At 47.1% G+C, this 13557-nt stretch carries 9 protein-coding genes; 3 read left to right on the top strand and 6 right to left on the bottom strand.

Features of this window, described 5'->3' with window-relative positions:
• Positions 1 to 149 precede the first annotated feature (149 nt).
• The 5 genes from AB4249_RS16355 to dsrO all read right to left on the bottom strand — a co-directional run bounded on the left by AB4249_RS16355 (position 150) and on the right by dsrO (position 7477).
• Positions 150 to 1211 (bottom strand): c-type cytochrome, encoded by a 1062-nt coding sequence (locus AB4249_RS16355; protein ID WP_372103975.1) that lies wholly within the window; start codon positions 1209 to 1211, stop codon positions 150 to 152.
• A 9-nt stretch (positions 1212 to 1220) separates the two neighbouring features.
• The gene (locus AB4249_RS16350; RefSeq protein ID WP_372103973.1) at positions 1221 to 1862 is read right to left on the bottom strand and encodes a cytochrome c; all 642 of its coding nucleotides are present in this window, start codon (positions 1860 to 1862) and stop codon (positions 1221 to 1223) included.
• A gap of 526 nt (positions 1863 to 2388) precedes the next feature.
• Entirely contained in the window at positions 2389 to 5481 is a 3093-nt protein-coding gene (locus AB4249_RS16345; protein WP_372103970.1) for a tetrathionate reductase subunit A, read from the bottom strand.
• Positions 5482 to 5495: 14 nt separating this feature from the next.
• Positions 5496 to 6644, bottom strand: a complete 1149-nt coding sequence (nrfD, locus tag AB4249_RS16340) for an NrfD/PsrC family molybdoenzyme membrane anchor subunit (protein ID WP_372103968.1) — start codon at positions 6642 to 6644, stop codon at positions 5496 to 5498.
• On the bottom strand, positions 6641 to 7477 hold the full coding sequence (gene dsrO / locus AB4249_RS16335) for a sulfate reduction electron transfer complex DsrMKJOP subunit DsrO (protein WP_372103965.1): 837 nt from the start codon (positions 7475 to 7477) through the stop codon (positions 6641 to 6643). Before dsrO ends, nrfD begins: the two co-directional genes overlap by 4 nt.
• A 221-nt stretch (positions 7478 to 7698) precedes the next feature.
• Between dsrO and AB4249_RS16330 the strand changes: the two genes are divergently transcribed.
• The 3 genes from AB4249_RS16330 (at position 7699) to AB4249_RS16320 (ending at position 11748) form a co-directional block, all read left to right on the top strand.
• Complete coding sequence (locus AB4249_RS16330) at positions 7699 to 9570, top strand: PhnD/SsuA/transferrin family substrate-binding protein (RefSeq protein WP_372103963.1); 1872 nt, start codon at positions 7699 to 7701, stop codon at positions 9568 to 9570.
• An 11-nt stretch (positions 9571 to 9581) separates the two neighbouring features.
• On the top strand, positions 9582 to 10184 hold the full coding sequence (locus AB4249_RS16325; RefSeq protein ID WP_048609831.1) for a response regulator transcription factor: 603 nt from the start codon (positions 9582 to 9584) through the stop codon (positions 10182 to 10184).
• Positions 10185 to 10527: 343 nt separating this feature from the next.
• Positions 10528 to 11748: a tetratricopeptide repeat protein gene (locus AB4249_RS16320; RefSeq protein WP_081326279.1), complete on the top strand. Its 1221-nt coding sequence runs from the start codon at positions 10528 to 10530 to the stop codon at positions 11746 to 11748.
• A gap of 212 nt (positions 11749 to 11960) precedes the next feature.
• Here AB4249_RS16320 and sstT read toward each other — a convergent pair whose 3' ends face one another.
• On the bottom strand, positions 11961 to 13175 hold the full coding sequence (sstT, locus tag AB4249_RS16315) for a serine/threonine transporter SstT (protein WP_004732110.1): 1215 nt from the start codon (positions 13173 to 13175) through the stop codon (positions 11961 to 11963).
• Between the last annotated feature and the right edge of the window lie 382 nt (positions 13176 to 13557).

Below are 13557 nucleotides of genomic sequence, written 5' to 3'. Positions count from 1 at the left end.
AATCCGCGATGAACCAAAAATAAGCCACACTCATTGAGTGTGGCTATTTGTTTGCCGATGGTGTTTCGGTTTTGAGACTGATAAATAATAGTTTAAGTTGTTATTAATTTACAATGTAAACCCTAGCTATATGACGTGTGAACGCCAAATTAGTGTGCGCCGATCACCTTATCACCACTTGGGTAGGCTTTTGAACCCAGAACATTACCGTCGACTTCTTTACCATAGTAACCTTGGTGATTGTGGTAGCGCTTAGCATTGCTAGCAACATCACCCTTGTATCGAGGATCTTGTGGGCGTTCATGACTATTCACAAATGCAGCCACATCCCATGCATCTTGAATCGAAAGTTGCTGGCTCTTTCCAAGCGGCATGTTTTCATAGATGAAATAGGCAGCGGTGTTCACCCGGTGCATACCCGCGCCCCAGTTATACGTGTTTTCGCCCCACAATGGTGGAAAGTATGAACGTCCGTCAGCCCCTTTAATACCTTCACCATTTTGACCATGACAGGTTTGGCAGTTGGTTTGGTAAACCTTTTCACCACGCGCTATCGATGGCTCTTGTTCAGGATTATCAATCTTAGGATAGCCACGCCCTGCCAACTTACTGCGGCCATCGATTGGGTATTTGCTTAACAGCTCTTCAGGGAGAGGGAAGCTTTCCGCTTTACCACCGACTTGTAAGTCGGCATCGCTAATCTCAGGAACGGGTGTATCTTGCATGCCGTTCTTGTCTAAGATGCCGCCCATCGCCAGCCAGTATGAATACGCCGTCAGTGCGACCATCTCTTTTGAACCCTCAGCCGGTGGCAGACCATTCATTGAGTAGGTGAAGCAACCTTGGATACGTTCTGCGTAGCTGTTTACCTTGTCATTCTTAGAACGATACGCAGGGTAGGCCATGTACGCACCCCAAAGAGGGGCAGCGTTAGGCTTCATGCCCGCTTGCATGTGGCAGTTGACACAGTTTTGTTCATTGCCGACGAACGTACCACGCATCTGTTGTGAATCGACAAACAGGGAATAGCCCAGTTTTACTTTGTCACCAAATTCCCCATCAGGAATATCTACCAAGTCGCGTGGCACCAGATATTTATTATCTTGTGGTTTTTCAACGGCGGGCAGTTCGGTTTGGCGATCGGGCAACTCACCTTCGGCATAAGCGATTCCAGAGGCAAGGGTTGCGGTAATTAGAAGTAATGTTTTCATGCGAGCCCTTTAGTATCGGAAAGATGCGAAATAGTAAGAGAGGTTTTTGATCTCATCGTCGGTCAACTTGCCGGCGATATTGCCCATCATGTTTAAATCATCACCCTTACGAGTGCCGTTTTTCCAAGCGTTGAGCTGAGTCTGAATGTAGTCGGCATGCTGACTCGCTAGGCGAGGAAATTTGTCTACGCCCATACCACTTGGTCCATGACAGGTAGCACAAGCAGGAATGTTTCGATCCCAATCACCTTGGAATACAAGTTTACGATACGGGTTATCGATATCGGCTTGTGAGCCGCGTTGTTCTAAATCGGTGAAGTCGTATGAAGGTAATGAAGCGAAGTATTCTGCAACTTCACGACGAATCGCAGGATCAGACACACCATCAGCCATGCCTTTCATGATCGTGCTTTGACGCTCACCACTTGAGAATAAGACTAGTTGATGTTCTAGGTAGTCAGCATTGAGCCCTGCAAGCATAGGTGCGATGTTGGGCATGCCTTTCCCGTCGGCTTGGTGGCAACCGCTACAGGTTTCTGCGGCTTCTGGCATTGGATTGGGTGCTGCTTGTGCAAAACCGGATAAAGAAAGGCTTCCCAGAGCAGCGATGCAAAGCGTTAGAGTTTGAGTTTTTATGTTCAGCTTAATCATGAGGCGTCGCTATTGGTTGTAATGCACGCATTTTCGACATAATTGGTTGCTCGCGCTATTGTGGATTTCCACATTAATTCACTGGGAACTTGAGGTAAGTCTCACATTAATAACCTCAATCACCATAGTGGTATTGATGTGGATTTCGATAGGCGAATCCAACTGCCGTTAACGAAGTGCAAGGGAACTGCCATGTTCGCCTCGGTATAACTGCTTGTTAAGGCTCTTTTATGGCACCGATTGTATAAGCATAGCTGCTTTATGGATGCGGGCTAAAAAAGTTGTGGTGAAATGAAGATTACCTAATGGTTTTGGGTTGATTACTCTATCTAGAGCGGATGCTTTATGTAGATTGGGTACTTTATGTAGATTGGACGTTTATCCAAATAGGGTGCTTTTCTAGATCAAGGGGACGAAAAAGCAGAGCAACCTCGAATGACGAAGTTGCCCTGTTGTGTTCTCATCTGCAAATCAGATAAGGAAGTGTTTTGAATCAGTGATTAAGTTATAGCTTGCTGAGTTTAAGCTAGACCTTGTAGATCTTAGCCGGAAGCGCTTGCCTTGCTGCTGCCCCCACAACCCAATCCAACATCACGCCTTTGCCTTCTCTCGTAGGGTCAATCAAGCCTATATCATTGATGTTAACGCCATCGTTCGACTTCATTTTCACCGGTTGTTGTGTGTCACCAATCCAGTGTGCGCGTTCACCGAGTTCTTTATGACCAAAGCCGTGTTCAAAGCCTAATGTTCCCGGTTTGATGCCATCAATCACCATCGCCAAAGCATGTGTGGTTGAGCTCGGTGTTTCAATAGCAAACACGTCACCGGTTTTGATACCCACAGAAGAGGCGTCTTGCGGGTGGATGTAAACAGGGTTTACTCCTTTAATCGATTCCAAGCGTGGTGACAAATTAGAGACCGCACTGTGAATGTTGGATTTAAAGTTGGTTAGGGTGAACGGCCACTCTTTTGCTGGGAACTGCTCTGCTAGTGGCGTTCCGTCCGCGAGTTTTTGTGGATACCATGTAGGGCAACCCATGTATTGCTCGCCACTGATGGTGTTGCGAGAAGTACCGAGCTTTTCATTCCAGATAGCCAATGGTTTGGTCCATTTGTACTTCATGGTTTCATTGGTATACGCATTGGTTGCGTCTTCAAAACGGCCGCCACGCGCAAAAATGTACGCTACTTTGAGCATCTCTTCAGGCTTGAGCGTTTTGTTCATCACAGGGACTAGGCGTTCTAGACCAGACCAAACAATATCTTCCGCATCCACATTCGGCACGCCACCTTTTACGAACGCTAAGTTAGCAGCCGAGCGCAGGTAGAAGTCTTCAGCGCTATGAATACCGTGCCAGTTACCTTGATTGTCTTTGATTACGTTGTCGCCGAAGCCACCTAGGCCAAGCGTTTTCGCTAGATCAATAAAGAAGTTCTCTAGGTTGATGGCACGTCCGTCTTGAGTGCGGGAAGTTTTGGGCTCAACAATCGGCCAACGAGCGGTGATCGCTTTGGTCGCGACACCATGCCAAGGTGTTGCCATGCCCCAGCTCTCGTAGGTCACTGTGTCTGGCACTAGGTAATCCGATAAGGCAGTCGTTTCATTGATAAAGGCATCGATAGACACGATCAAGCCAAGCTGTTTGGGATCTTTAAGCTTCTCGCCTAGCAGGTTGTCTAAGCCTGGGACACCATATAGTGGGTTCGCCATGTGGTTGATCCACGCTTTTGCACGGTAAGGGTAACCGTCAATCGCAGCTGATAAGTGCTCGGTTAACAGCGGCGCAGAGATTGGGTACCACGGAGCGCGTGTCGGGTAAGGTGACTCACCTGCGGCAACGCGACGTTTGTATTCGCTGGTGTTTTGATACGGGAACTTGCTGCGGGACAAGAATACACCTTGAGGCTTAGTCTTACCCTTGAACTTGGTAAAGTCGTAACGTGGACCTGCAACCGAAGTTGGGTAGCCGCCCGCTTTCGCCATCGCGCCACCTTTCGCGTTGATGTTACCGATCAGCGCGTTTAGCATCAGAATAGAGAACGAGTTGTAGAAGCCGTTGGTGTGCATGTTGCCACCGTGAGTATCCACGACTGCTTTCGTCCCGTAGCTGGTGAAGCGTTTTGCCAACGCAATAATTTGGTCCTGCGGGATCTCACACTGCTCACTGTAGTATGCAAGGTCATATTTGAAGGCTTCTTCCTTCAATCTTTGCAGAGAAGACTTAACACGAACAGTCTGACCATTGATTTCTACGTCTTGATCGACGAACAGAGCCGCTTCATTCACCTGAATATGTGACGTCAATAGTGACGTTGTCACATCTAGTGCGATAAATCCGTCATCGTCAGACATCGGTTCGCCTGTTTCTAGCAAACCCATATCCGATGCGCGAAGCATGCGCCCGTTTTGTGGGTGTGCTTCGTCACTGATCACAAGGTGTGAAGCATTACACCAATGCGTGGTGCCTGCTTTTTGCATCGCTTGTGCGCTTGGGCGAGACAAGAAGTCGTGATTGTATCGTTGGTTCTCGATGATCCATTGGATCATACCCAGCACTAATGCTGAATCGGTGCCCGGTTTGATCGGTAGCCAGTTGTTTCGATCGCCCGCAGCAAGGCTTGAAGATCCTGCAGGAAGGCTCGGAGTCACTATGGTGTAGCTCAGTTTTCCGTTGGTACGAGCTTCAGCCAGCTGTCTTGCTTGGCGCTTAAACGGGTTACCCGCTTGAGCTGGAGACATACCGATGAAAAGAATGAACTCTGCGTTGTTGAAGTCGGGCTTTAAGTGCGAGAACTTGTCTAGATCGTTCATGATCGCGCCTGAACCTGCGCGGAACGCGTAGCCACAGTAAGATCCATGGTGACCAAAGTTACGAGTGCCGTAGCTGTTAAATGCAAAGCGCTTCAAGATGTCGTCACGGCCTTCATTACCGGCATTAGTCACAAGCAGTTGGTTGGCTTTTGGTCCGTATTCAGGGTTGTTCGGATCGAGTGGTGTTTCGATGTCGCGAATCGATCGTAAGCCTTCAACTTCGCCTTCACCGAACAAGTCACCACCTTCGGTGATCTCAGAGATAAGCTGTTCGTAGCTGATCGGTTCCCACTTGCCTTCACCACGTTTACCAACACGTTTTAATGGTTGAGTGATTCGGTATGGGCTGTTTTGAATCTCTAACATGCCGTTGCCACGGGCGCAGGCTGTCGAACGGTTATTGATGCCTGATTCACCAGACAAGCCAATGTAGGCGTCTTTTACCGGTGTTTTGAATGGGATCTGTTGGTCACTTGATAGCGGGTGATACGGGTTGCCCGAGATACGCAAGATCTCATCATTGCGATTATCGATACGTACACGCAATCCACACAGTGTCCAGCAACCAAAACACATTGATGGTGCAACGCGTTGGTTTGGATTCGGCGAGATCTTACCTTGCTCATCGACACTGTATTCCGTCTCTAACGAATTACCGTGATGAATGTGATTGGTTTTCTTACCTGCGGTGCCATCGATAGCACCGTGAACCATGTGCTTTGTGGTTGTCGCATAACCTGCAGCAAAAGCTCCAACACCACCGGCAGCAAGGCCTGTTTTCAAAAATTGACGACGTTTGTTATCCATGATGATTCCTCAGACTACAAGCTATGTGAGCGGTTAAGTGGTGACGATGTATTTTGGTTTGTATTCGATGTTGTCTTTGGTGCAGAGCCAGTTGCTCTTGTCGATCCAGCAGACACGATTTCAGAAGCAAACAACGCAAGCGCAAGCCACAGGCCACACATGCCAACGATGCCGAGTAATCCTGCACTACCCATCGGCAGTTCATAAGGGAATGGACCCACATCAAAACGAGGAATGGTTTGAACTTCCATCATGGTGACCCAACGTACCGCCCATGCTGAAATAATGGTCGCAAGCGCAACACAGATAATTCCTAGCTTACTTTGCGATAGGCGTTGCAGCGGAAGAACCAAGATCATGCATACCAAAATGCTGGTGGTCATGATGCCTAAATTGATGCCCCAAGCGTCGTTCTCATACAGGCTGAAGTGACCATGGTTAGATGCCCAAATCGACGTAAGAATGATGGCAAGGCCACCCGTTAAGGTAATGGTTCTTTGTACTAGAGCGAGGTCTGTTGGTTTTAAGCTTGGCTTGCTTGAAGGCAGTAGAGCCCAAATCAACAGCGTTAAACCCGTTGCAGCAAAGAATGCGGTCGTGAACCAAAGCAGCGGAGAAGCCGGTTGATGCCAAAGCGGTCGGCTCGCCAAAATCGCAATCTCTGCGCCTGTGTAAAGCGCGATGCATAGGCCCGAAATAGCCGTCACAGCAGCGAGCGCAATCATCAGCTTTGACGATATTTGCCATTGACCTAGCGTCAGCCAAGCCAAACGTTTTAGAAGTGGGTTTTCACTCTCTTTCAGTTGTGCGATGTCATCACGCAGGTAAACCCATGCGGTTGCGACAGCCAGACCAGAGAACAAAGGTAGAAACAGAGAGCCCAATGACATCCATGACCAAGGTGTGATGTGAGCATAGAAGTGCCACGCACGTCCCGGTTGGTGTAAGTCTCCAGTGAGGGCTAATGGCCCAACAATCGCGCCGATTGCCATCACAAGCACAAGGGCTGCACGAAATTGATGACTGGTTGAATTTTTAAATATCAGGGCAATCAAAAACAGAATCGCAGCCGCGTAAGCCGAACCAATGTAGAAGAAATATTGAACCGCCCACGGTAGCCAAGCGATCTCTTGAGCGGGAACTAACACCTCAGTGATATTCATGCTGTCTCTCCTTGTTTGCCTTGTGTCGCGATTGCCAATTCTTGTTTGCTAGAGGATGAGTTATCGATGGCGGCTGGATCATAAATCGCAGGTTGGCCTTCAATGTGGCTAACGAATCGCTCATTCATGCCGATATAGAAAACATGTGGGTTGGTATTCTGCTCTGGTTTAAGCACTTTTATGTCGCCTTGGTTTTCATTGAGCAGGCGGTTAATTTCGCTGTTTGGGTCTTTGAGGTCACCAATCACACGAGCTCCACCAACACAGGTTTCGACACAAGCGGGCAGTAAACCGTCTTCAAGGCGGTGTGCACAGAAGGTGCATTTGTCTGCGGTAAGGGTGTCGTTGCTGATGAATCGAGCGTCGTAAGGGCAAGCTTGAACACAGTAAGCACAGGCTACGCAGCGTTCGTTGTCGACCATTACAATGCCGTCTTCACGTTGGAAGGTCGCTTGAACAGGACAAACCTTAATGCACGGAGCATCGTCGCAGTGGTTACACAGACGAGGCAACATGAATGACTTCACCTCTTGTTGAGTAGTCGAACCATCATCAAGGGAGACTTCATACTGTTTTACGGTGGTTCTGAACTGGCCAACTGGCGCTTGGTTTTCAACGCTACAGCCAACGGTGCACGCCTGACAGCCAACGCATTTACGTAAATCAACCGCCATGGCGTAGCGTTTACCTACTTCGCCTTTGCGGTCAGGTTGGTTGTTATTGCGAATGGCTGTGCTTGCGACTACGGTGTTGATTCCGGTGATGGGAATGAGCGCAGCACCAGCGGAAACCTTGCCGAATTGGCTGAGAAACCGTCTTTTCAATGAGTCCATGTTGGTACCTATAAATGGGTATTCTATCTGTTGGGCTCATTGTCAGATTTTGGGCGTACGCGGGGTATTGTGGATTTCCACATACCCAGATCAAAGTTGATCTAGAACAAATGTGGTTTTACCAATCTAGCTGTTATGCTTTGTTTAAAGGCTCTATTTAACGTGTCGTCAATGCGTTATTCGAGTGTGAACATGCCATCAGTGTGGAGAAAGAGATTTTAGTGACAGTCCGAAACCTAATATCAATCGTTAGCCTTTGTTGGTTGAGTCTAACTGCAGGAATCTGTTTAGCCGCTCAAGCGGAGCAAGAGATTACAACATCAAACACTGTTGAGTCGGAACAGGTGATTGAGGTCGGTGTGCTGGCTATTCGAGGCAAGCTTTCCGCGCAGCAGCGTTGGCAGCCGACGATGGATTGGTTGTCGGAGCGCATTCCCGGCAAACACTTTGTTCTCAAGCCTTTCAACTTAGAAGAGATGGCGGAAGCGGTGAAAGATGTCACGGTCGATTTTGTTGTCACCAATCCCGGCCAAGCAGTGCGTTTAGGACGTCAATACGCGCTCTCTTGGATGGCGACCATGACCAGTCACAATTACGACGATCAAGGTGTGAGCAGCACGCGCAGTATCGGTTCTGCATTAGTGGTCAGAAGAATGTCACCGTATATCTCGTTTGAGCAACTTAGTGGAAAGCCGATTGCTGCTGTCTCTGAAAATGCGTTTGGCGGTTACCTCACTATGCGTTACCAAGTGATGCAACAAGGGCTTAATCCCAACCACTTTTTCTCTAACACCCAATTTTTAGGTTTCCCGATCGACGCCAGCTTGTATCAACTACGTGAAGGGCACATTGAAGCGGCTGTCGTACCAAGCTGTTTAGTTGAGAACATGATCAGTGAAGGTTTGCTGGTGGCGGGGCAATATCGAATTATCGAGAATCAAGCGCCAGAAGGATTCCGATGCCAAGTGTCTACGCCGTTGTACCCCAACTGGTCGTTCGCCAAAACAGAGCGGGCTTCTTCGGCACTGGCCAAACAGATGAGTCAGGTATTATTTGCGATGCCTAAGAGCAGCGCACCGGCCATTGCAGCGAATGCATCGGGTTGGACGTCACCGACAAGCTTGCTGGCGATCGACAAGCTATATCAACAACTCGACATGCATCCACTGCAACAACCTTGGTGGAAAGAAGCGTTAATCTGGCTCAAGTACAATCAACAGTGGGCATGGGCGTTCTTTATTCTTGTCGTGTCTCTGAATGCTTACCACTTCTGGCTAGAATACAAATTCAGTCGCAGCAAAAAGCAACTAGAAGCGACGCTTTATAAGCTGAAAAGTAAGAGTGAACAGCTAGAGCACTCACAACGAATCGCGGTAGTTGGTGAACTGGGAAGTAGCTTGGCACACGAGATTAATCAGCCTTTGGCAGCTATTCGGAATTATAGCGAAGGTGGTTTACTGCGGATTTCGAAGAACAAACCGCTGACTGACATAGAGCCTGTATTTGAGAAGATCCAGTCGCAAGTGGACCGTGCTGATGCGATCATCCAGCGCTTAAGAAACATGATCAAAAAACGCTCATCAGATAAATCTCAAACTGATATAGAAGCTCTTCTTACAGATACCATCGAGCTACTGCAATTTCGATTACAGAAACACAAGATAACCATTGAACGTTATGTCGTGGGTAAACCTATCACGCTACATGTTGACCCCGTCGGATTGCAGCAGGTGGTTGTAAATTTGATCAACAATGCGACTGATGCGTGTAATGCTCAGATGCATCGCGAACAAAGCGCTACGTCTGATATTGGTAACAAAAACAACGAACCATCGACAATTAAAGTGATTACCGAGTATCAACCGGATAAAATAATGTTGTCGATTATCGATAACGGCACCGGTTTAGATTTCACTGAACAAGAAGTGACTCAAGCCTTTGTGAGCAGCAAAGAAAATGGCTTGGGGCTTGGGCTCGCGATTTGCCAAGATGTTATTGAAGATCACAGTGGTCAAATGACGATCACGTCACTCACCCCACATGGATGTCATGTTGCGGTGACACTGCCTTTCTCTCTTTCAAATGATTCATAAGGAATCTTGTTATGTCTGAACTTCATCAAAGGCTCCCTGTCTATGTGGTTGATGACGATGAGTCGATGCGCGATTCGTTGGTGTTCTTATTAGAAGAGCATGATTTCACTGTGTCAGCTTTTGAAGATGGCCCCAGTTTTTTAGACTCAGTGGACTTGAGTGCGCCGGGTTGTGTGGTTTTAGACAGCCGAATGCCAGAGATGAGAGGGCAGCAAGTTCATGAGTTGATGGTAAAAGCGCAGAGCCCACTGTCGGTGATTTACCTGACGGGGCACGGTGATGTGCCAATGGCGGTTGAAGCCTTACAAGCCGGCGCGGTGAATTTCTTTCAAAAGCCAGTTAAAGGCAATGAGTTAGCTGAGGCGATCAAGCAAGGTTTGGACGCTTCAGAAAAGCACTTACACATGAATGTGTATCGCCAAGCGTACGCGTCGTTAACCGAGCGTGAGATAGACATCCTCAAACAAATTATCGACGGTAAGCGTAACCAGAAAATAGCCGATGAATTGTGCATTGCCATGAGAACAGTGGAAGTACACCGAGCAAGCTTGATGAAGAAATTCTCAGCGAAGACGGTTGCCGAGTTGGCTTACATATACGGTCAATTGACCTAGGTATAGAGCTATTCCTGTAAGAGAGTTGTACGGCAGTTGCACGAAATTGTTGATGGGAAAAACATCAATTTCGTCACCAAGCTTTAGGACTTTCCTGATGAAAGGCAGCCTTCATAATTTATCTATATTGAAGCAAGATCACATCGTCTATGGACTGCATACGGATTGAACCTCCTAGGCTTCTTATCGCAATGTAATCCTGAGATACTGAACTAAGTTCATTTTAAGGCGGAACGTGCCAGTAACTGCACTTTTCCCTGTAATTCGAAACATAACATTCACTATGGGTAGAACACACTCTCAACGTCGAGTCTTGTATCTGCCGAGTTAGGTTAAATATTTTATGAGTACAATGGGAATCGCAATTGGTGCGACGGCTCTTTCGTTAATACTTGTCGCCGTGTGGCTGATCTCTTTATCGCTAAGAAAGCAGCGCTTGGAACAAGAACGTAAGGCTCGTGCTGTCGCTTACCGAAAAGCGATTGAAAAAGCGCGCATACAAGAGCAAAAAGAGCGTCACTTCAAAGCCGAAACCGGTCATGTACCGTCGATTCTGTATTTGGCAAAAGAAGCTGAACGTAACAATATAAAGGAAGCTCTGTATTGGTACGACAAAGCGGCGCAACTCGATAATATCAATGGCATGTACGGCATTGTGCGCCTAAGCATGAAGCGTAAAGAAGACCTCATTTTAAGAGAGAAAGCCAACTTTTGGCAGCTAGCAATCTCTGCTTTAGACAATGACGTATCGGCGAAATTCGAGATGGGCAAAGCGCTCGTCTTTGGTCGTGGAACCGATAAGAACATCCCTAAGGGTTATACCTATATTGAAGAGTCTGCGGCTGGTGGTAATACCGAAGCGATGCTGTTTATCGGTGACTGGTGTCTAGATAAAGAGAATCCAGATTACTCGGCTGAAAGCTCTGTCGAGTGGTACCAAAAGGCCGCTGAAAAAAACAACCTAGACGGCAAGATCAAACTGGGTATGAGCTATTTGAACGGTGTTGGTGTTGAACCGAATCACGGCGAAGCGGTGTACTGGTTTGAAACTGCCGCAGAAAAGAACAGTGCAGAAGCCATGTTTAGAGCTGGCGAAGCTTGGATTGACCATGGTGAACACGGCAACGCGATTGCTTATATCTGGCTATTTTTGTCTGCTCATTTTGGCTACTCAGAAGCGAAGCATTTGCGGGATAAAGTTGGTGGTGAACTGGGTGTCGATGCCGTCGTGGGCTTACAAGCTCTGACTAAGCCGATCATGACTAAGTTGACTCAAGAAGCGATCACTAAGCATTCAATCATTAAAGCGCTCAATAAGCTCTACAAGCGCAATATACCGATCCCTAAGAAAGTGAAAGAAGCGTCTGATGAAGAAGGTGAGGCATTAAAAGTAGATGCGAGCCATCTAGATACTCAAACGGCGAGTGCTCAAGATACGAATGTTGATTACAGCCAACAACCTAATTCCGAGCAAGCATCAACAGAGAGACAAGCGACCCCAAATAGTGACCCTCTAGACTTCAGTCAGGCAGCCTTGGATCCAAGCTGGAAAAGCAACCACTAAAACGTGTTGGTTAGCTTTGATGAGTTAGACAAAAATGACTGAAGCTATAAATCTATAAATCTATATAGCTTCTAACCGTAATCTAGAAAACCAAGACAACAAAAAAGGGAAGCGAATGCTTCCCTTTTTATTTGTGTGCTATTTGCTTTTAGAGCTTAGAGCTTAGAGCTTAGAGCTTAGAGCTTAGAGCTAAAGCCTAATACCAAGAGCTGTTAAGCTTTGTTTTGCTCAGCTTTACATACAGCCGCAGTGAACACTACGTCAGTTGAGCTGTTAAGCGCTGTTTCAGCAGAATCTTGAATCACACCAATGATGAAACCAACCGCTACAACCTGCATCGCTACATCGTTTGAGATACCGAATAGGCCACAAGCTAGAGGAATCAGTAGCAGTGAACCACCGGCAACGCCTGATGCGCCACATGCTGAAATTGCAGCAACAAGGCTTAGTAGAATCGCAGTGAAGATATCAATCTCAATACCCATTGTGTGTACAGCTGCAAGCGTTAACACAGTGATGGTGATTGCAGCACCCGCCATGTTGATGGTTGCGCCTAGAGGGATTGATACAGAGTAAGTATCTTCATCTAGCTCTAGCTTCTTACAAAGGTTCATGTTCACTGGGATGTTTGCAGCGCTTGAACGAGTGAAGAATGCCGTTACACCAGATTCACGAATACATTGCAGTACAAGTGGGTATGGGTTCTGTTTTGTCTTTACAAAGACAAGCAGTGGGTTAACGACAAGAGCAATGATCAGCATTGAGCTTAGTAGAACCGCTAGCAGTTGACCGTAGCTTGCTAGTGCATCGAAGCCCGTTGTTGCGAATGTAGTCGAAACAAGGCCGAAGATACCGAATGGCGCAAGACGAATAATGAAGCGAACAATGTGTGAAACACTGTGGCTAAGGTCTTCGAAAACCGCTTTGGTTGTTGCAGATGCGTGGTGCAGTGCAAGACCAAGACCGATTGCCCAAGCAAGAATACCGATGTAGTTCGCGTTCATTAGTGCGCTAACTGGGTTATCTACAAGCTTGAATAGAAGCGTATGAAGAACTTCTGCAATACCTTGAGGAGGGTTAGCACCTTCAGCGCCAGCAACCAGTGTCAAAGTGGTTGGGAACATGAAGCTCAGTACTACAGCAGTCAGTGCTGCAGAGAACGTACCAATCAGGTAAAGCACAATGATTGGACGCATATGAGTATGCTGACCTTTCTTTTGGTTTGCGATAGAAGCTGCAACAAGAATGAATACTAAAATTGGGGCAACAGCTTTCAGAGCACCAACAAACAGACTACCTAATAGGCCTGCATCTTGAGCTGCTGAAGGAGAAACCATGGCGAGAACGACACCGAAAACAATACCAGCAAGGATCTGTAGAACGAGATTTCCACGAGCGATGCGGGCGAGCATGTTGTGATTTTGCATAAAATACCTGCAATTGTTAATTTATTATAGTGATGTATTTTTTATAAAGTTGTACCAAATCCAACTATACACTAGTGGAATGGGCGGTCATATTAGCGGGATCTAAGAGGGTGTCTAGGAATAGTTTACTTTTAGGGTGATTGTTTGCGCTACGTGGTGTTTTTAGAGCTAAATGTTAAATTTTTGTACTCTTGTTGAGATATAAATCTGCATGATAATACTCATTCGGGTCAATGTTCTGGTTCTGGTGCCGTCAGAGTCGATTAGCAAGATCATTGTGTGCAGAAATGATCCCATTGGGTTCCTGTTGATATAAAGAAGACCTGTTAATACAAAGAAGCCTCGCTGATACAAAAAAGCCCCAGCCCAATGCATTAAAGAG

Origin of the sequence: Vibrio sp. 10N.261.55.F4 (genome assembly GCF_041470465.1) — a bacterium.
Taxonomy (GTDB): Bacteria; Pseudomonadota; Gammaproteobacteria; order Enterobacterales; family Vibrionaceae; genus Vibrio; species Vibrio crassostreae_C.
The sequence above is the reverse complement of the archived record's forward strand: the minus strand, read 5'-3'. Positions and strand labels throughout refer to the sequence as shown.